The sequence below is a fragment of the Scytonema hankhaensis NUACC26 genome (assembly GCF_045865695.1).
In the GTDB taxonomy this organism is placed as follows: Bacteria; Cyanobacteriota; Cyanobacteriia; order Cyanobacteriales; family Nostocaceae; genus Scytonema.
Window position 1 is genome coordinate 37,844 of record NZ_BAACAP010000245.1, and the last position, 20,310, is coordinate 58,153.

Annotated in this window: 18 protein-coding genes; 7 read left to right on the forward strand and 11 right to left on the reverse strand. The window is 41.4% G+C overall.

Translation table 11 applies throughout. The features are described 5' to 3' along the window. The first annotated feature begins 206 nt into the window (after positions 1-206). Together ACKTT2_RS43035 and ACKTT2_RS43040 are read left to right on the forward strand one after the other, a co-directional pair. Positions 207-2,222 (forward strand): two-partner secretion domain-containing protein, encoded by a 2,016-nt coding sequence (locus tag ACKTT2_RS43035; RefSeq protein ID WP_407898158.1) that lies wholly within the window; start codon positions 207-209, stop codon positions 2,220-2,222. Next, positions 2,192-4,414: a beta strand repeat-containing protein gene (locus ACKTT2_RS43040; protein WP_407898160.1), complete on the forward strand. Its 2,223-nt coding sequence runs from the start codon at positions 2,192-2,194 to the stop codon at positions 4,412-4,414. The genes ACKTT2_RS43035 and ACKTT2_RS43040 overlap by 31 nt, the downstream gene beginning before the upstream one ends. A 164-nt stretch (positions 4,415-4,578) precedes the next feature. On the opposite strand, the gene ACKTT2_RS43045 is transcribed toward ACKTT2_RS43040, so the two are convergent. The 3 genes from ACKTT2_RS43045 to rsmH all read right to left on the reverse strand — a co-directional run bounded on the left by ACKTT2_RS43045 (position 4,579) and on the right by rsmH (position 6,852). Then, positions 4,579-5,115 (reverse strand): hypothetical protein, encoded by a 537-nt coding sequence (locus tag ACKTT2_RS43045; RefSeq protein ID WP_407898162.1) that lies wholly within the window; start codon positions 5,113-5,115, stop codon positions 4,579-4,581. An 82-nt stretch (positions 5,116-5,197) separates the two neighbouring features. Further along, on the reverse strand, positions 5,198-5,752 hold the full coding sequence (locus ACKTT2_RS43050; protein WP_407898164.1) for a GNAT family N-acetyltransferase: 555 nt from the start codon (positions 5,750-5,752) through the stop codon (positions 5,198-5,200). A gap of 206 nt (positions 5,753-5,958) precedes the next feature. Continuing rightward, on the reverse strand, positions 5,959-6,852 hold the full coding sequence (gene rsmH / locus ACKTT2_RS43055) for a 16S rRNA (cytosine(1402)-N(4))-methyltransferase RsmH (RefSeq protein ID WP_407898166.1): 894 nt from the start codon (positions 6,850-6,852) through the stop codon (positions 5,959-5,961). A gap of 426 nt (positions 6,853-7,278) precedes the next feature. Between rsmH and ACKTT2_RS43060 the strand changes: the two genes are divergently transcribed. Then, positions 7,279-8,463, forward strand: a complete 1,185-nt coding sequence (locus ACKTT2_RS43060; protein ID WP_407898168.1) for an NAD(P)H-quinone oxidoreductase subunit H — start codon at positions 7,279-7,281, stop codon at positions 8,461-8,463. Between the two features lie 228 nt (positions 8,464-8,691). On the opposite strand, the gene ACKTT2_RS43065 is transcribed toward ACKTT2_RS43060, so the two are convergent. After that, positions 8,692-8,844 carry a hypothetical protein gene (locus ACKTT2_RS43065; RefSeq protein ID WP_407898170.1) on the reverse strand — a complete coding sequence of 51 codons (153 nt, stop codon included), beginning with the start codon at positions 8,842-8,844 and terminating at the stop codon, positions 8,692-8,694. 128 nt (positions 8,845-8,972) lie between these two features. Further along, on the reverse strand, positions 8,973-9,398 hold the full coding sequence (locus ACKTT2_RS43070) for an EamA family transporter (RefSeq protein WP_407898172.1): 426 nt from the start codon (positions 9,396-9,398) through the stop codon (positions 8,973-8,975). Between the two features lie 74 nt (positions 9,399-9,472). Here ACKTT2_RS43070 and ACKTT2_RS43075 point away from each other — a divergent pair, with 74 nt between their 5' ends. Together ACKTT2_RS43075 and ACKTT2_RS43080 are read left to right on the forward strand one after the other, a co-directional pair. Further along, positions 9,473-10,648, forward strand: coding sequence for a class I SAM-dependent methyltransferase (locus tag ACKTT2_RS43075; protein ID WP_407898174.1), 1,176 nt, complete (start codon positions 9,473-9,475; stop codon positions 10,646-10,648). 418 nt (positions 10,649-11,066) lie between these two features. Next, complete coding sequence (locus tag ACKTT2_RS43080; protein WP_407898176.1) at positions 11,067-11,930, forward strand: NAD(P)-dependent oxidoreductase; 864 nt, start codon at positions 11,067-11,069, stop codon at positions 11,928-11,930. A 242-nt stretch (positions 11,931-12,172) separates the two neighbouring features. Here the strand turns inward: ACKTT2_RS43080 and ACKTT2_RS43085 are convergent, their stop codons facing one another. The 5 genes from ACKTT2_RS43085 to ACKTT2_RS43105 all read right to left on the reverse strand — a co-directional run bounded on the left by ACKTT2_RS43085 (position 12,173) and on the right by ACKTT2_RS43105 (position 17,893). Further along, positions 12,173-14,326, reverse strand: a complete 2,154-nt coding sequence (locus tag ACKTT2_RS43085) for a tetratricopeptide repeat protein (RefSeq protein WP_407898179.1) — start codon at positions 14,324-14,326, stop codon at positions 12,173-12,175. 258 nt (positions 14,327-14,584) lie between these two features. Further along, the gene (gene psb34 / locus ACKTT2_RS43090) at positions 14,585-14,764 is read right to left on the reverse strand and encodes a photosystem II assembly protein Psb34 (RefSeq protein ID WP_407898181.1); all 180 of its coding nucleotides are present in this window, start codon (positions 14,762-14,764) and stop codon (positions 14,585-14,587) included. Positions 14,765-14,955: 191 nt separating this feature from the next. Then, positions 14,956-16,932 (reverse strand): glycine oxidase ThiO, encoded by a 1,977-nt coding sequence (thiO, locus tag ACKTT2_RS43095; protein WP_407898183.1) that lies wholly within the window; start codon positions 16,930-16,932, stop codon positions 14,956-14,958. 183 nt (positions 16,933-17,115) lie between these two features. Further along, positions 17,116-17,538, reverse strand: coding sequence for a hypothetical protein (locus ACKTT2_RS43100; protein WP_407898185.1), 423 nt, complete (start codon positions 17,536-17,538; stop codon positions 17,116-17,118). A 16-nt stretch (positions 17,539-17,554) separates the two neighbouring features. Continuing rightward, positions 17,555-17,893: a 2Fe-2S iron-sulfur cluster-binding protein gene (locus ACKTT2_RS43105; RefSeq protein WP_407898187.1), complete on the reverse strand. Its 339-nt coding sequence runs from the start codon at positions 17,891-17,893 to the stop codon at positions 17,555-17,557. A gap of 210 nt (positions 17,894-18,103) precedes the next feature. Between ACKTT2_RS43105 and ACKTT2_RS43110 the strand changes: the two genes are divergently transcribed. After that, the gene (locus tag ACKTT2_RS43110) at positions 18,104-18,235 is read left to right on the forward strand and encodes a hypothetical protein (protein WP_407898188.1); all 132 of its coding nucleotides are present in this window, start codon (positions 18,104-18,106) and stop codon (positions 18,233-18,235) included. Between the two features lie 21 nt (positions 18,236-18,256). Continuing rightward, positions 18,257-19,912, forward strand: coding sequence for a citramalate synthase (gene cimA / locus ACKTT2_RS43115; RefSeq protein ID WP_407898190.1), 1,656 nt, complete (start codon positions 18,257-18,259; stop codon positions 19,910-19,912). Between the two features lie 39 nt (positions 19,913-19,951). Here the strand turns inward: cimA and ACKTT2_RS43120 are convergent, their stop codons facing one another. After that, the gene (locus ACKTT2_RS43120; RefSeq protein ID WP_407898192.1) at positions 19,952-20,203 is read right to left on the reverse strand and encodes a hypothetical protein; all 252 of its coding nucleotides are present in this window, start codon (positions 20,201-20,203) and stop codon (positions 19,952-19,954) included. Positions 20,204-20,310: the final 107 nt, after the last annotated feature.

Sequence of the window (20,310 nt, forward strand, 5' to 3'; positions counted from 1 at the left end):
AGCCTGTAGCAGCCCGTAGCGGATAAATCTGTGTCTCACGCCGATGCAAACCGCTATAAAATGCAGAATATTTTTATACAAAAACAAAAAAATATTATTGCAGAAAACTGTCTTGCTATCGGGAGACTAAAGAATATTTACTAGAAGTATTGCCTAAGCATACAGTTTGATTAGATACTCATATAGACGAAATGGAAGCACACCCAATGAGAAGAAAACACAGTTTACACAAGTGTTTGCAGTTCGGACTGGCTGGGTTACTTGGCTGGTTGAGCATGAGTCTCTTCACCGCGAAAACCCTAGCGCAACAAAGTAATATCGTACCCGACAACACACTTGGCGCTGAGTCCTCCCAAGTTATAGGCAACTTTCACCGAACACCAAGGGAAGTCATTACAGGTGGTGCAATTCGCCAAATTAATCTGTTTCACAGTTTTAAAGAATTTAACGTTAGCGCGGGACGGGAAGCATATTTCGTAAGTCCTAGTGTAGATATCCAAAATATTCTGGCACGGGTGACAGGTAATAACCCTTCCGAAATTTTTGGGAGACTGGGAACATCTGGTAGTTCTAACCCGAATCTATATTTGATTAATCCCAATGGGATTGTGTTTGGCAAAGATGCCAGTTTAGATGTGCAGGGTTCCTTTGTAGGGACAACAGCGAACGGGGTACAGTTTGGCGATCGGGGTGTTTTTAGTGCCACAAATCCTGAAGCAGCGCCATTGTTGACGGTTAATCCTTCAGCGTTGTTGTTTAATCAAATTCAAGGAAATGCAGGAATTACTAATCGATCGCAAGCTACTGCTGGTAAGAATCTTATTGCTGAAGATGTCACGGGTTTAAGAGTACCAGATGGTAAAAGTTTGCTGTTTGTTGGTGGCAATATCAATATTGATGGTGGGAGTATTCGCACTTATGGGGGGAATACTGAGTTAGCAGGTTTGGCTGCACCGGGAAATGTAGGATTAAATATTGTAGGTAATAATATTAGTTTGGCTGTGCCTGATGGTGTAGAACGGGCAAATGTTTCCCTAAATAACGCCGCAGAAGTTAATGTTCGTGGTGCGAATGGCGGGAATATCAAAATTCATGCCCGTGATGTGAATTTAGCAGGAGAAAGTAAACTTAGAGCAGGTATAGAAACAGGTTTAGGAACACCAAATAGTCAAGGTGGTAATATAGAAATTAACGCCACAGGAACCATAAATCTGACTGATGCTAGCTTTATTTCCAACACATTGCGAAAAGACGCTATTGGTAAATCTGGTGACATTAATATAACTACGGGTTCCTTAAGCTTAAGTAAAAATTCGTTTCTAGATGCCAGTACCTTTGGACAAGGAAATTCTGGTAAAGTTTCAATACTAGCTAAAGATAATATTTCGCTTATAGGTAGTGATATTTATAGTTCTACTGAAGAAGGAAGTGTCGGCAATGGTGGTAGTATTAACATTCAAACAAGCTCTCTTTCTCTAGCGCAAGGTTCAGAACTCAACACCAAAACTTTAGGACAAGGAAATGCTGGTAGTATCAATATCAATGCTCGTGATGCCATAAGTTTAGATGGTTTTATAGAGACTACCCTAAAGGACGGAGAAGTAGGTCGAATTTATAGTCGTATTATTAGTGCTGTCAATTCAGAAGGCACAGGCAAAGCTGGAGATATTCAGATAAGAACAGGTTCTCTCCAATCAACCAATGGGGCATTTATTAGCAGTAGTACCCTGGGTAAAGGAGATGCAGGAAATATTACTATTGATGCTAATAATATTGCTTTTGATGGTAGTGGTAATATTAGCAGCCAGGTGTTTAAAGATGGTGAGGGTAAAGGTGGAAACATCTGGGTTAACACTACAACTCTTTCGTTATTAGGTGGTTCAAAAATATCTACTACAGTTTCCGGTCAAGGAGATGCAGGTAATATCTTTGTTAATGCCCGCGACACAATTAAGCTGGATGGGATAGGAGAGTTTTCGATAGCTGGGATCAAAAGTAATGTATTAACTGGAGGTGTCGGTAATGGCGGAAATATAGAAATAACAACTGGTTTGCTGTCGTTGACAAATGGTGCAAGTATTGATACAGGTACAGACGGGAAAGGCAATGCAGGCAATATCAGCATTAACGCTCGTGAAAATATTAATATAGATGGTTTTGGTAAGGTTTTTACTGAACAATTTGGAAAGGAATGTTACTCAGTAATATTAGTAGTGATGTGAGTTTTGATGGTGTAGGTAAAGGTGGAAATGTCAGCATTAATACCAGAGAATTATTCTTAAACAATAAAGGTCAAATAAGTGCTGATACTTTTGGGATTGGTGATGGAGGTAACATTTTTATTCAAGTATCAGGAAAAATTTCTCTCAGCAATACTAATAATATTGACTTCACTCAAATTAGTAATACTGTTTCTGATAAAGCTAGGGGTAATGGTGGCACTATCAACATTCAAGCTAGGGATTTGTTATTAGATAATGCTTCGATTAATAGTTATACTTCTGGGCAGGGAAATGCTGGTACTATCTCGATTAAAGTTCAAGATACTTTATCTCTAACTAACGGTAGTAGATTTTCTGGTAGCACGCAACCAGGAATGGAAGGTAATGGTGGAGATATTGATATCCAAACAGGAAAACTCTTTTTAGATAGTGACTCTGAATTCGCTGCTAGTACCAATGGACAGGGGAATGGTGGCAATATTATTATTAAAGCAACAGATACTATTTCGATTACAAACAGAAGCAATATCTTAAGTACCATTTCTGACACAGGTGTAGGTAATGCCGGAAATATTAATGTTTTTGCAAAGTCATTTTTTGTAAGTGGAGACTCTTCGATTTTTAACAGCAATCTTGGTGGTAAAGGCAATGCTGGCAATATCTTAATAAATACAAAAGAGAATACTTCCTTTACAGGTGGTTCTTATTTGAGTGCTAGTACGTCAGGTGAAGGTAATGCTGGGAATATCAAAATTCAAGCAGGTGGTGCTGTGACATTTTCTGGACGTGGTGAAAGACTTAGTAGCGGAATATTTAGCGGAGTGTTGGAGACTGGTGTAGGTAACGGTGGTGATATTGAAATTGTAGCTAGTAGTTTTGAGCTATCTAATGATACTGATTTAACTACATTGTCTTTTGGTAAAGGTAACGGAGGTAATGTCTTAATAACTACATTAGGTGACACAACTATCAAAGATAGTAGTAATATAGCAACATTTATTGGCAAAGAGGGAAATGCTGGTAAAATTGCAATTCGAGCAGGTGGTGATGTTTCTATTTCAGGAATAAGCAGTTTGTATTCCATTCTTTATCTAAATGCGGTAGGTAAAGGTGGAAATATTGAAATTCAGGGGCGTAACTTTTCTTTATCCGATGGTGCTGCTTTATATTCAACGACTGCTGGTAAAGGCGATGCTGGAAATGTGGTCATTAATACTACTGGTGACATTTCTTTCACAAATGGTTCTAACATCAATGCTGCAACAATTGGACAAGGAAATGCAGGTAATGTCACCGTTAATGCTGAGGGGAAATTCTCTCTTCAGGGGACAATTTTCGATGGCTTTTACTTTGACACTGGCATCTTTAGCACAGTCGCAATAGATGCAGGATTCACAGGTAAAGGTGAAGGCGGCAATATTAACGTTACAGCCCGCGATCTATTTCTTAATGGTGCAGTTTTATCTGCTAGTAGCTTTGGAGAAGGCATTGCAGGGAATATTAACATTAATTCAGGTAATATACGACTTGATAATAAAGCGGCTATTGCTGCTATAACTAACTCTGGTAATGGTGGCAATATTAGCTTAACTGCTACAAATTTATTATTATTACGTCGTAACAGCAATATCAGCACAAGTGCAGGGTTAGGTAAATCAGGTGGAGATGGCGGTAACATCAATATTAACGCTAAATTCATCGTCGCCACTCCCAAAGAAAACAGCAACATTAGCGGCGACTCCTTTGAAGGAAGCGGTGGAAATGTCAGAATTAACTCACAAGGTATCTTCGGTATCGAAGCGCGTCCAAAACCAACGGAAAAAAGCGATATTACAGCAAGTTCCGAATTAGGCATTTCCGGTGTAATCAACATTAACGCACCCGATACCAGTTCCATCCAAAACACTTTCACCGACCTATCCTCAAATCTTATCGACCCCAACAAACTCCTCACCAATAGTTGCATGGCTCGCAGCATCAAACGACAACAAAACTCTTTTATTATCAAAGGTTCTGGTGGTTTGCCTACTAGTCGCCCTGGTATTTTGGTTTCTACGTATACAACTGGTGAGGTTAGAGGTGTGGAAGCTGCATCTCGTCCTTGGAAAAAAGGCGACCCAATTATCGAAGCGCAAAATGTTTACCGCCTGAATAATGGGCGATTGATATTAAGTCGAGAATGTTCTAGTTAATTTTACTGCTATTGAATGGTCGAAGCGCGTAGCTGGGGATTAAATTTCGGCTTAGCTTCTGACTCATAACGCCCGTACTCGTTCTGCTATTCTCAATTTTACAGAACAAGTACGGGTGCGATCGCTATTGCTAAGAGCCGCGAATTTGAGCGCAGATGTCTCATTTACGCCGAGATTTTCTCAACAGAAACTTGCTGCATAATTTGTGCTTTTAACGAATCTGCTGCAACTGCTGCAATAGTTTCCCAATCTACCTGCGTCAGCAAAACTCCTAAGAGTTCGCGTAGTATCTGGCGATCGCAAATAAACTCTTCACAATACAGTTCATCCATTTCCAAGATAGCGAGTATGCGTTCTCTAACATCTGGTGTAGGTAATCTTAATCTTTGAAGCAGTTTCTCTTTTGCAGTTTTTACTGCAATAGTGGTGGCTGTTCCTAAATTCCAATCATTAAGTAGCAACCGTACTTCCCTATTTAAAGAAATACGTAACGTTTTTAAACGTCCCAAAAGTTCAAGGTTAAGCATCAGTTCTCCAAATGCAGAACCCCAATCTAATCCCGCACCTATGTTACCACCTACTTTGTCCTCAGCCTCGATCGCCTTTCTGAACCATTCTTCATCAAATAATAAATCCATTGGATTTTTCACGTTGTCTTGGTCAGGAGTGGATTGATTGTATTGTGGTTTTTGCTGATTCATCAGTTACATTTGTTATTTTTACATATATAATTAGAAAGTTATATGGCATTCCTGGGTGACTTATTACATATTCTCGCAGCATTCATCTAGGGAAACGACGAATTCCATACTCAAAATAAATTAGGTAGTCATAATCTTCGTCTTCACCCAAATTAATCATACCTTGATTTTCATAAAATTCTTCGGCTCCTGGTAAAGAATGTAACCCAACTCTACCCTCGTAACCTAGTTCTACACTACGAGTTCTTGCAAACGCTAAAAGTGCAGTACCAACGCCTTTTAATTTTGGCGGACGTTGAATAAATTGTCTGTTCCAAGGAGCGGAGGCAATACCATCAACATAAATCAACCTTTTACCCTCTGTAAACCGCGAACCATGCATCTGAGTTTCAAGCAGCATTAAACCCTGGGTTTCACCTTCATATTCAATTGCATAGCCTTCACGGTTCTCTTGTCTAGTTATGATAAATCGTAATTTGAACTCCCAATCCCAAAACTTATCTTCTTGTCCGTGCAATCTTAATTGTTCTTTCCACAACAAAGCATAATCATTAACGTGTTTTTGTGCCAATTCTACTAAATATGCTTCTACGGTCATGCTATCTTGACCGCGAATTAATTCTATTTTTGTTCGCATTACACCTAAAGTGCTTCTAATTTATATCTCATTCTGCCAGATTATGTGATATTAGCAATTAGAAATCGCGGCTACACAGACAAAACCGGGCTACGTAGGTTATTTTAATAAAGTCACGTAGGTAGACTTTGTTTATATAGTTGCGAATTATATTCTCTTTAGAGAGCGTAAGTTTCTTACTAGAGTTTAGACTAGATTTAGGATTGCTATATCTTCCTTTCTGCTATTCGCAATTTTGCCGAACGAGCACGAGGGTTATTGCTAATTTCCTCCTCTGTTGCAGTTATGGGTTTCTTAGTTAAGACCTGTAACAGAGATGAACCTCTCAAACTATGCTTTACTATCCGGTCTTCCAGGCTGTGAAAACTAATAATCGCAATCCTACCGCCGGGTACAAGAGCATTCGGCGCTTTTGTTAAAAAAGTCTCTAAAGCTTTTAACTCATCATTCACAGCAATTCGCAAAGCTTGAAACACGCGGGTCGCTGGATGAATTCTACCATGGCGGTATTTACCAGGTACAGAAGATGCGATCGCCGTTGCTAATTCCGTCGTTGTTTGAAATGGTCGTTGTTCAACAATACGTCTGGCGATACGTCGCGATAGACGTTCCTCTCCATACTTAAAGAAAATATTTGCTAACTCGGCTTCATCCCATTCATTGATAACATCAGCCGCCGTTAAAGATTGTCTCTTATCCATTCGCATATCCAAACTAGCTTCTCGACGAAAACTAAAACCGCGTTCTGGAGTATCCAAATGGTAGGAGCTAACACCCAAGTCTGCTATTATACCATCAAAAGTGTTTTCAGGAAATTCATAAGCAGAAAAGTTAACGTGTATAAACTGCACTCGTTCCTCAAACACAGCTAATTCCTTTTTCGCTGCACTTAGCGCATCTTCATCTTGGTCAAGAGCTGTTAACCTGACATCAGGAGCAGATTCCAAAATCAACCGACTGTGACCGCCACCGCCAACAGTCGCGTCCAAATAATGACCTTCGGGACGCACTGCTAAACCCTCAACCACTTCCTGACTCAGAACGGGGATGTGTGAGAATCCAATATCTTCAATATCAAGCGGTAGTTCGTGGTTTCTCATAGTAACATTTAACCTTGGTAAGTAGCTAGGCAGAAATACATAGAACTATATTACAAAATGTAAATCTACTTGAAATCCTCACTAATGACCAATGACCAATGACGATCTTCACTAGTTAACTTTAATTGTGCTGACTGACTTAATAATTATCTATGGTGCGAATTCACAACTCTAGGGATAAAGAAATTCCTGCAACGCTCCGTCCTTTCGCCTCATCTTTATATAATTAATGAAGAAGTGCAACAAAATAAAACATCAAGTAAAAACCCCTACTGCCACCCTCTCCCCAACTACCGAGCTTTGTGGAGTGCTCAACTGAAGTTCTGAGTCCCGCCCTAAAGGCTCAAATCTTTGCTCGGACTTCTTTGTTGCGACGAATGTGGTTCGATTTAAAATTTTTCCAAGACCGGAGAACACACAGAATCTATGGCAAGAATCGAAACCCGCACCGAACCAATGGTGCTAAACATGGGTCCCCACCACCCCTCAATGCATGGGGTTTTACGACTGATCGTGACTCTAGACGGCGAAGACGTTGTTGATTGCGAACCAGTCATTGGCTACTTGCACCGGGGAATGGAAAAAATTGCGGAGAACCGCACCAATATTATGTACGTCCCCTACGTCAGTCGGTGGGACTACGCGGCGGGAATGTTTAACGAAGCCGTTACTGTGAACGCCCCAGAAAAACTGGCAGATATTCCCGTTCCCAAACGCGCTAGTTACATCCGCGTTATCATGCTAGAGTTGAACCGCATCGCCAATCACTTACTGTGGTTCGGTCCCTTCCTGGCTGACGTAGGCGCTCAAACTCCCTTTTTCTACCAGTTCCGGGAACGTGAAATGATTTATGACTTGTGGGAAGCCGCTACTGGTTACCGCATGGTCAACAACAACTACTTCCGGATTGGTGGCGTAGCGGTAGATTTACCTTACGGCTGGGTAGACAAGTGCTTAGACTTCTGCGACTACTTCACACCTAAAATTGATGAGTACGAGCGATTGGTAACCAATAACCCCATCTTCCGCCGTCGTGTTGAGGGTATTGGCACTATTACTCGTGAAGAAGCAATCAACTGGGGACTGTCTGGTCCAATGTTACGCGCTTCTGGGGTGAAGTGGGACTTGCGGAAAGTTGACCACTATGAGTGTTACGACGATTTTGACTGGGACGTACAGTGGGAAACAGTAGGTGATTGTTTAGCCCGTTACATGGTACGGATGCGAGAAATGCGCGAGTCCGTCAAAATTATCAGGCAAGCTATCAAAGGGCTTCCTGGCGGTCCCTACGAGAATCTAGAAGCTAAGCGCTTGGCTGCTGGTAAGAAATCAGAGTGGGATGGCTTTGATTATCAATACATTAGTAAGAAAATCGCCCCCACCTTCAAAATTCCCAAAGGCGAAATTTACAGTCGCGTAGAAAGCGGTAAAGGTGAATTGGGAATTTACCTCATTGGAGACGATAATGTCTTCCCTTGGCGCTGGAAGATTCGTGCTGCTGATTTCAACAACCTGCAAATTCTGCCTCACTTACTAAAAGGTATGAAAGTGGCAGACATTGTAGTCATTCTAGGTAGTATTGATGTCATTATGGGGTCTGTAGACCGTTAAGATATTTCAATACTAAACAAATCTGAATTTGAGCTTTTGTTTTACCCCACCCTAACCCTCCCCGATGGATTGGGGAGGGAACTCAATTTTCCATTTCCCCCCTTTCCAAGGGGGGACTAAGGGGGGTAAATTTGATACTAAAACCTTCTCTTAGTTACCTTGAAGAATATACAAGATATAAAGTTGAATTTTGATACCAAAAATATTTAGGGTAAAATTGATTGTTCGTTATCCATATTGTTGTATTTGAATCAGGTTTTTTGAGGCTCTAAAATGGCTTTGCGATACGGCTTTAGCCGTTAAGCTTCGCTTATCGCTTGCTTTAAAATACTCTAAGTCTTCCTCAGCTTCACTTGAAATCTCTATCTTATAGCGGGTCATATATTCTACTTTTTCCCTTTTCTTTGCGGCTTTGCGGCTTTGAGTGAGACCAAAAAATATTATTTCTGCAAAAAGTTTATTATTCCAACTTAATGAAATTTCGTTTTTACAGCCTTCAGGCTACACCGCTAATCTGTCATAGAACACAGTACGATCGCAACCAGAGCTAGTAAAATACCAATACTCTGTTTTAGAGACAGAGATTCTTTAAGAAGAAAAACCGACAGGAGTATCGTGACTATAGGATATAACGAAGTTAGAGGTAAAATAATAGAAATCGAGCCTTTAGTAATAGCAATAAAGAAAAAAAATGTTGCCAATGTTCCAAAAACACCAACTCCAATAGCATAGAAAACACCTAGATTATCTATCCTGACTCTGAAGCCATTATTGCTAAATAATACTAAACCAACTATAAGAGCACCTAAAACCTCATAAATGAGAGCACTCTTTGGGTCAACATAGTTAGTCGCTAACTTACTAAAAAAACCCCACAAACCATATAAGAAAAGAGCAAGTAGAGTATAAATGAGCCAACTATTTATTGGAAACATAAGTTATGTGTTAGCACAAAATTCTGATATTTTTAACTTAAGGTAAATGTAATTAAACATAATTTTATTATTTTATGCATTCTAATTCTACTTTATGTAATGCGATCGCAAGCCAAATTGCGACAAGCCCTCGAAACCGAATAACCTTTGCTGAGTATATGGACTTAGCACTGTATCATCCCATCCACGGTTACTACACGAAGGCAATCTCTATTGGAAAACAAGGTGATTTTTTCACAAACGTTCACCTTGGGGCTGATTTTGGCGAACTGCTTGCGGTACAATTTGCTCAAATGTGGGAAATTTTACAGCAACCAGTACCATTTTCCCTAGTAGAAATGGGTGCGGGTCAAGGACTCCTAGCTGTAGATATCCTCAAATACATTCAGCAGGAATATCCAGATTTTTTTAAAGCACTGGATTATGTCATTGTTGAAAAATCTCCTACCCTTAAGCAACAACAACAGCAACGACTGCAAGAATTTTCTGTACGTTGGTGCGAGTTAGAAGACATACCGAACAACTCTATCTCTGGTTGCTTCTTTTCTAACGAATTGGTAGATGCTTTCCCAGTCCATCAATTTGTTGTGGAAGAGGGACAATTATTAGAAGTGTATGTCACCAACTCATCCTCTACTCAGACAATCCCCTTTGTAGAAGTTGTAGATACACCTTCAACTCAGCAACTTGTAGAATATTTTGAATTAATCGGCGTAAATCTTAAAAACGGTTATCCTGATGGGTATCGCAGTGAGGTCAACTTAGCTGCTTTAGATTGGTTGAGTACAGTAGCAAATTGTTTGCAGCATGGATACGTCCTCACAATCGACTATGGGTATCCGGCTAGTCGTTACTATAATCCAAGGCGATCGCAAGGAACGCTACAGTGTTATTATCAACATCACCGCCACAATAATCCTTATATCAACGTCGGTCAACAAGACATCACATCGCACATCGACTTTACTGCTTTAGAAAGGCGGGGCGAACAATGCGGACTCGATAAAATAGGATTTAGGGAACAAGCTTTGTTTCTAATGGCATTGGGATTGGGAGAACGAATAGCCAATCTTTCCCATACAAAACTACCTGTGTCACAATTGCTACAACGTAGAGACGCACTCCACCAACTGTTAGATCCATTAGGATTAGGTGGTTTTGGTGTTTTAGTTCAAAGCAAAGGATTGACCGAAGCACAAACCGCACAGCCCTTAAAAGGATTTACTGTACCAGTGACCAGTGAACAGTGACCAGTGAACAGTGACCAGTGACCAGTGACCAGTGACTAGTGAATAGAGGATATTTAAATCTGAAGATTCTACTGTATTAACACAGTAGTGGAGATACTTGGTCTAACATAGCAGTGATTGCATGAGCAACAAAAAACATCAGGAGGGTAATATTTATGTCTTCCCACGATTTATTAATGCTAGTTGTACTGCTAACCCCTGGCATTTTACTTTCAGTCATGATTATGGTGACCTTTGCGGCGGGAGGTTAGTAAGCAGTAGGGGCGCGGCGACCTTGCGCCCGTACAGTTGTTAGTTGTTTTCCACCAATCACTAACGATGACAGGCGAGACGCCTGTCCTACACAACTAACCACTAACCACTAACAACCAACCATTAAATTATTTAAATTAAACAAACTGATAACGGACGGTGAAAAATGAAGGTAGCATTTCTGGGGACTGGATTGATGGGACTCCCGATGGCTCAAAAGCTTCTAGAAGCAGGAATACAGGTAATTGCCTATAACCGTACCCCAGAAAAGTTAGAACCACTCAAAGCAGCAGGCGCTCAAGTTGTCACGCACTCCTATCAAGCCATCAATTCTGCCGATAGTATCATTTTGATGCTGAGTAACGCTGCAGCTATATACAGTGTCTTACTTTCAGATAGGTCTTGGCGAACTGTAGCAGGACGCACTGTAATTCAAATGGGAACAATTACCCCTGCTGAAAGTAAAGAAATCAGAGATGCAGTTGTTGCCGCAGGTGGCGAATATCTAGAAGCACCCGTTCTTGGTAGTATTCCAGAGGCAAAAGCTGGCAAACTCATCGTTATGGTAGGTGCACTTCAAGAACAGTACAATCGCCATTTAGATCTATTAAAAAACTTCGGTCCGGAACCCGTACTTGTTGGTTCTGTGGGAAGTGCGGCTGCACTTAAATTAGCACTTAATCAATTAATTGCTTCTCTAACAACTGCTTTTGCCCTTAGCCTGAGTTTTGTTCAAACACAAGGGGTGAACGTCGATTTGTTTATGGACATTTTGCGGGAAAGCGCCCTTTTTGCACCCACATTTGATAAAAAGTTGCAACGAATGCTTGAGGAAAACTATGAGAATCCAAACTTTCCCACAAAACATTTAATGAAGGACACGGAGCTTTTTATTTCTGAGGCTAAATCTGCAGGGTTAAATGTTGCTAGTCTTGAAGGTGTGCGGGAAGTTATAGAAAGAGCAATGAAAATGTCATTCTCTAATGCGGATTATTCTTCGCTCTTCTCAGCAATTAATTCCGATGGTTAGTAGGTTGGGTTGAGGAACGAAACCCAACATTTAATCAAATTATTGAGGTGATTTCGTTTTATCCAACCCACGCAATATATTTGGCGATTTAAGATTTACTTTATAATGCGATCGCTTGTGACCAAATAACAAAGCGATCGTACTTATTTTTTTAAAATACTATCGATATACACCATATAGAAATAAAGTTCTCATAAGGGATAATGTATATAGTTTACTATTAACCATTAGCCACTAACCAACTACAACTTCGGTAAAATCTCTGGTAATAACTGACTGGGAACTTTAGACAAAGCTAAATTTTGTCCTTGTATTCCTAACTCATTATGGAATGCCCTAATAGTCTTAACCACATACCCAAATGTCGTTTGATAAGCATCGGGTTGTTTGCTCAATCCATTTAAAGCTTGTAAATGATTGTCTAACGAGCCTTCTAAATGTTTGGAACGTTCTACTTTATCTAAACTAAAATATGGATCGGTTGCTAATTGAAAATGCGCTAATCCCAAATTATTGTGTGTGGCAAATACATCAAAGGTCAAAGATATTCCACCTAAAGAATGTGCGAGAGAAAGGGCTTCTTCATAAGAAACAACACATTGTTCTAATAATTTTTGCTTTTCTTCTCTTGGTGTTTGCGCTTGATTTGCCAAATGCCAATAGGCTGTACCAAGATTATTTTGGGTAGCCGCACAAGCAGGAGGAACATTAGCAGGAGTACGATATTTTAGTGCTTCACGATACGCTTCAATAGCCGAACGTAAATTTTCTGGTGGTTGTTCGTATTGGGCAATATTCCAATAGGCAGTACCAATATTATTTTGAATCATGCCATACTTGAGCGGTTCCTGTTCTGGGTTATAATAGGCAAGAGCTAAGCTGTATGCTGCGATCGCTTTCTTCAAATGCTCGACTGGTTGGTTGTACTGTGCCAAATGCCAGTAAGCTGTACCCAAATTATTTTGACAAGCCGCATATTTTAAGGGTTCCATTTCTGCTGTTCGGAACTGTAGCGCTTCGCCGTAAGCTAAAACTGCTTGTTGCCAGTTTTCTGCTGGATTGGCAAAACGAGCTAAATCGCCGTAAGCTGTACCCAGGTTATTTTGAACGCGGGCATAGGTATCGGGATGCGTTTCTGGAGATATCAGTTTTAAAGCGAGATGATAAAATTCTATCCCTTGCTCTATGTAAGCTTGTCCCTCTTCTGAATTCGGTGGAGTGCGGTACAGCATCCAGTAAAGAGTTCCCAAGTCGTTTAAAATATCTGGGACTTGGGGCGAGCTTTCATCATGAGTAATCGCTTCCTGATAAGCTAAAATTGCCACCATCAAATTTTCCAAGGTTGACTGCCCTTGCTCGATTTGAAGGCGATAGAAATTACCCAATCGCTGATAACCAACCGCTATTTTAACTTCAGACCCCGGTTGTTCGTATGCTTCCTCTATTGCTTCTAAGATTTCTCGAACTTGCGAGTTTTGATTGTCATCTTCTGAGATAGCACTATTAAGAGTTGCCAGGACTAATTCTGTTAATTCCTTGCTAATATGAGAGACACGCTGTGGTGCAGGAGGCTCTGCGCGATCGCTTGCATCACTCGGTTCATCTTGAAAAGGTATATTTGCCAATACGTCTGATTTGACACTAGATAGTTCTTGAGGTTTGTGTCCGCGATTGGTTGGCAATTGTTTTTGAAAGTCGTAATCTTCTTTAAGAACAGATTCTTCCAGAAAAGATTGCTCAAGAGTTCCCAAATCTAGCTCTTTAGAACTAGAAAGACGTTCGGGCGAACTGTTATTCTGACTTGTAGGCGTTGGTTCTCCAGCAAACACAAACACCCCAGTCCGGTAACGCCAAAATTGTGGTGCTGATTGCTGGACAGCATGCAGCCAAGGACGGGGTATCCACAACAAAAGACTAGATTCAAAATTAGACAGTTGTTGTTCCGACAAGCGCAAGTAGTGCAAGAATAGACGCTGTACTGCTACTGATTGTCTCGTCAGCTGCTCAACACCTACTATTTGAAATGCTGGTACTGGTAAAGGTCTTCCGGGAGTATCCTTAGATGAGCCAACGATAGGCGGTGGATAACTTGCCAGCCATTGATTTATCTGAGCGATCGGGTTAGGATCGCTTAAATTCAACCGTAAAGTCACCAAACGCGGATAAGCTGATGTGCTAGCCTCTTGAGTAGAAGACGGCTGATACAGCACTTGTCCAACAGGAGAAGCCAAAGTTGAGTGCAAGCGTGCAGCCACTTGATTTCTCAAGTTTAAATCGTCACACACCGCCAAAAATATTTGTCGTCGCAAACCTATACTAAGGGCAAGTTTTAGGCGTTGATAAACTTGCCGATTCCAAGCGGAATTATCGTTATGTGTAGTTTCATTCACATTCATGGCGGCTAAAAGAGCCAAATAGCAGTATATATAACCTTTTAGGGTTTCGTGAGCAGCTGGTAAATCTAACCATGACTATGACTTTCAAGTAAATGTTGCTTGATTCAGGATAAATTAAGCCTCTACATTTAATATATTTTAGTATATAAATATACTAATGAAATCATGTAATTCCAGAAGACTAGAAAACAGGCTCCCATACTATAAGGAACCTGTCATCATAAAAAAGTCAACAAGCTTACTAAAAGTATTAATTATTTAGCTGAGTGAAGACACTGAAAACGCAACGAAAATCAAACCACCCACTAAAATTACACCAATCCCACCCAAGATAACATAGTTTAGCTGTTGCTTTTCGCTAGGAGGATCTGCTCGATAAACTTTTGGTTCTCTAGCAAAGTTATTTAAGCGACCACCTTCTTCTGTTGTGTAGGGCATGAGTACAATTCCTTATCCTGCGTATTCATTTAATGTTACAGAAATGATATAAATGCTCTCTTGGGTAAGAGACAAATCTTAATATTAGCTTGGGGATTGGGGATTGGCGAATAGGGATTGGGTATGAATTATTCCCCAGCCCCTAGTCCCCAATCTCCAGTCCCCAGCCCTTAGTCCCCAGTCCCCAATCCCTAATTCACCGTTCCAGTTAAAGGAGAACTAGCACTAGCGTAGTTTTTCAAAGGCATTCTGCCAGCGAGGTAAGCCAAACGACCTGCAACTGCAGCCAAATTCATAGCCCGTGCCATTGCAGGTGGGTTTTGCGATAAAGCTATGGCACTGTTAATTAATAACGCATCCGCGCCCATCTCCATTGCTTGCGCTGCTTCTGAAGGAGTTCCAATCCCGGCGTCTACCACCACTGGTACATTGGCATTTTCAATGATGATCTGAATATTGGCGGTTGTTTTCAATCCTTGCCCCGAACCAATAGGGGATGCTAAAGGCATGACAGTCGCACAACCGACTTCTTCCAAACGCTGTGCCAGAATTGGGTCGGCGTTAATGTAGGGCAATACGGCAAACCCTTCTTTGACCAATTGTTCTGCTGCTTGTAGAGTTCCAATAGGATCGGGTAACAGATACTTGGAGTCGGGAATAACCTCTAATTTGACAAAATTATTATCTTCCTGCCCTAACAACTTTGCCATTTCCCGTCCCAACCTTGCTACCCGGATTGCTTCTTCTGCTGTTTTACAACCTGCTGTATTGGGCAACATCCAAATTTTTGACCAATTAAGTGCTTCAGCTAAACCTTCATGTCCGGGTGCATTTGTCTGTACTCGTCTTACCGCAACAGTGACAATTTGGCAATCGCTGGCAACAACACTTTGCTGCATTTCTTCAATACTTCGGTATTTGCCAGTTCCCGTCATCAAGCGAGAATTAAAAGTTTTGCCAGCAATTTGAAGTGGGGTGTCTTGAAGAGTCAGGACGGGAGAGACAGGGGTGAGTTGTGGGGCTGTGGGGAGTGTCAGCATTGAGGTAGTAGTAGATGACTTGGTGTGGAAGCGGGAATAGTGAAAGTGAGACAGTAGGGGGTCTGATTTTTGCTCTAAAATCAAATCCGCCATTAATGCTGCTGTTATAGGTGCTAAAAGAATACCATTTCGGTAATGACCGACAGCAAAGGTTAGGTTTTCACAAGGACTAGTGCCAAGAATGGGTAATTCATCTGGAGTGGCGGGGCGAAATCCCCACCATAGTTCCTCGATAGGATAGTTCTGTAGTTGAGGATATAAACGGATTGCTTTTTGTAATAAAGATTGAATTCCAGCTGGGGTGTTATTGGGAGTGAAGCCAACATCCTCAACGGTTGCACCAATAATAATGCGCCCATCTCGTCTCGGAACAATGTAAACTTCTTCCCCAAATAAAACTCTTGTCAAAGGCAAATCAGAATCATTTTTAGGGATTTGCACGCTCAGCATTTGACCTTTTCGCGGACGCACGGGGAGTGGAAACAATGCATTAGACCAAGCGCCAGTTGCTAAAACGTAGTGTTCGGCTTGAATAACACCTGCATCTGTTTGTACGCCAACAACTTTCCTCTGTTGCTGTTGAATTCCCCGAACGGCAACACCTTCTTTGATTTCAACACCCAGAGATTGGGCAGCAGCTAACATTGCTTGTGCTAAGGCGCGATTATCTACTTGTGCGTCTTCCGGATACCACCACCCACCAATAACTTCTTCTCCCAAACCGGGTTGGTACTGGTGTATTGTTTCTCGATCCAGCCAGTCACTTGGAGATGAGGAGGGGGAAATATCTGTTGTAGTCCCTCCTCTGTCCCTCTGTCCCGCGTGCTCTCTTTCTTCAAGAACTGGTGTTAGGATACCGCAAGCCCAGTAACCAGTGCTTAACCCTGTAAAAGTTTCTAGTTTGTGCGTCCAGTTGGCATAGGAGGACAAAGAACGCTGGCACAACTCTAGCATAGCTTTGTGTGAAATATTTTCAGCACTTGGAGCCAGCATTCCAGCAGCTGCATGAGTTGCGGCGATTTGAGAGTTTTGGCTTATGAGTGTAACTTCAGCACCGCGTAATTTTAGTTCAATGGCGATCGCCGATCCTATAATACCGCCACCAATAATCAAAACGTTACTAGTCATTAGTTAATAGTCAGTAGTCAACAGTCAAGATTCAACAATCAACAGTCATAGAGTCATGCAGTCAAGAGTCAAGAAGTCATGGCTTTTGACTATAGGCTATAGACTGTTGACTAATAACTAACAACTTATAACCGATCGCTCATATGTCTTAATATCTAGATTTGAATTAATGCCTTGCTCGTACTACCACAAAGCTCTAATGGGTTCGTTTTGCTGATTGGTTTCCTCTGTTGTGGATTGATTATTGTTACCTGTACTAGGTGTATTTTCCGTTCCTTCTTGGATTTGCTCCTCCGCATTATTGTTATTTTGCTGTCGCTGAACTTGAGCTACGTTACCTCGACTCGCATTATCGGTGCTTTCATTAGCACTCTCTACGTTTTCCTCGCTCCTACTGTTATTGTTGGTATTACTAGGAGCATTACCATTACCAGAGCTATTGACATTAATCTGAGCTGGTAAAACTCTTGAGGCTCTGTTTTTTTGTGCTGGTGTTAAATTTTGAGCAGTATTGTAACCGCCCATAGGGAAGCTAATCCCTAGTAACGTCCCTAGTAAAATCGCCAAACCCCCAGCCATGAGGATGAGTGGTGTCCATCTGCCCATGTTGTTTTTCTCCGTTTTATCCTTCTGGTTTCCAAAGTATTTGAGAACAATGTCCCCAAAAACCCTCAAATTTTGTCACTCTCGCATCTCCAAGAATCTTAGTTTGACAAGCTAAACGCAAGTTTTTTGTGGGAGAATGGGGTGGTAGAGAGCGACGTGCTTTATCGCGCCAAGTTATCGGCGATACTTCGCCTTCCACAAGAACTGCACAAGTACCGCAGGTTCCTAGTCCCCGACAGTTTATTACCTTAGCACCGCCATTATGCAGGTCAATACCATTTTGCAGCAATATTTGCCGCAAATTATCCCCGCGCTGGCACTCAATTGTTTTTCCCTGAGCTTGTACTGTAGGCATTTATGTATAGTCAGTATGTTACTTGCAGGTTGTATTGTAACAATTTATTTCTAATATGGAAGTAGACTTATATAGTATACTATTGTGCCACTTTAAGACTACTTCCTTGCTTTGTCCACAAATGATCTTTTCGCATAGACCTCACCTGAGAAGTACACAAAACGAAGTAATTCGTAGTTAATTGAAGTAATTCGGTTAACTGACTTCACCATGACTCAGCATAGAACTGGTCATCGGATTTCTCTAGCTCGACAATACGTTAAACTAATTCATCGTGCTGACGGCTATGAATACAGTTTCACTACGATTGACCGTGATTTACTACGTTTTAACGCTATTTGATAATATGACGCAGAGAACCATATGACTGCAAACTCCTCATCACAGCTTTGGATTTACGACACTACGTTACGGGATGGCACTCAACGCGAAGGGTTATCAGTTTCTATAGAAGATAAGTTACGCATTGCCCGTAGACTGGATCGACTAGGAATTCCTTTTATAGAAGGTGGTTGGCCTGGTGCAAATCCAAAAGACGTGCAGTTTTTCTGGCATCTTCAAGAAGAACCCTTGACGCAAGCAGAAGTTGTTGCCTTTTGTTTTACTCGACGCCCCAATAAAATAGCTTCAGAAGACCCAATGATTCAAGCAATTCTAGCGGCGGGAACTCGTTGGGTCACGATTGTTGGTAAGTCTTGGGATTTACAAGTGACGGAAGGACTGAAAACAACACTTGCTGAAAATTTGGCAATGATTAAAGACACCATTGACTATCTTCGCTCTCAAGGGCGTCGCGTCATCTATGATGCAGAACACTGGTTTGATGGTTACAAGCACAATCGAGACTATGCTTTACAGACATTAGAAACTGCGATCGCATCAGGTGCTGAGTGGATAACTCTTTGCGATACCAACGGTGGTGCTTTACCCCATGAAATTACTGGAGTTGTCACAGATGTTATTCAGGTGACAGGGGATTGGGGATTAGGGACTGGGGATAGGGAAAACCTTTTCCAATCACCCATACCAAAGTTAGGTATTCATGCTCATAACGATTCAGATACAGCGGTTGCGAACACAATCGCTGCTGTCATGGCAGGGGCAAGAATGGTACAAGGAACGATTAATGGATATGGAGAACGTTGCGGCAACGCCAATCTTTGTTCTTTAATTCCCAATTTACAGTTAAAATTAGGTTATCAGTGTCTTGAAGATAACAAGATATCTGACATTACAGAAATCAGTCGCTTTGTCAGCGAAGTCGTAAACCTTGCACCTGACGAGCATGCACCGTTTGTAGGACGTTCGGCTTTTGCTCACAAAGGCGGTCTTCATGTATCAGCAGTAGAAAGAAACCCCCTGACTTACGAACACATACAACCAGAAAAAATCGGTAATCGTCGCCGAATAGTCATCTCCGAACAATCAGGAGTCAGTAACGTTTTAGCGAAAGCACGAACTTTTGGGATTGAACTAGACAAGCACAATCCCACAACTGGGCAAATTCTACAACGTCTCAAGATTTTAGAAAAAGAAGGCTATCAGTTTGAAGCAGCAGAAGCAAGTTTTGAGTTGTTAATGCGCGAGGCTTTAGGAAACCGTCAGCACTTCTTTGAAATTAAAGGCTTCCAAGTTCACTGTGACTTAGTTCAAGAAGAAGAAATAACAAGTGCGCTTGCAACAGTAAAAGTTGCTGTGAGTGGTCGAGATATTCTAGAAGCAGCAGAAGGCAATGGTCCTGTAGCAGCATTAGACGCAGCCTTACGCAAGGCTTTAGTGAACTTCTACCCCCAAATTGCAGAATTTGAACTAACCGATTATAAAGTGAGAATTTTGAACGGGCATACAGGAACCGCAGCGAAAACCCGAGTTTTAGTAGAATCAGGTAACAGGCATCAACGCTGGACAACCGTAGGAGTTTCGACCAACATTTTAGCAGCTTCCTATCAAGCTGTTGTTGAGGGCTTAGAATACGGGTTATTGCTACACTCTCAAGCTGAGAAAGTTTTAATAAGTTAGAGATGAGTGGCTAGTGGTCACTGGTCACTGGTCAGGTGGTCACTGGTCACTGGTCACTGAAAAACTGTCCCAAACTTGGGCAACGACCTTGCTCAACCAGCGTCTTTGCTGGATATCGAGCAAACTATCGTCAGCAAGAACTTGGGCAGTTACCTCTTCTAGGGATTGACCCTGGGCGCGAACAATTTTAATGACACCAGCAATTGCGGCGGCAACCAGTTCTTCATCGACAGCAGGTTGCTGTCGCATGGCAAAGATTTCTTGGGGGCTATCAGGAATGGGATAATTCATGGCGTATGTTTACAGAAAAACAAAAATGAATAATAAATATGAGAACCTCTTAAAGTTTCTTTACTGAATTTTGTTCGAGTAATAGGGCGGATATTACCGTACCTTAG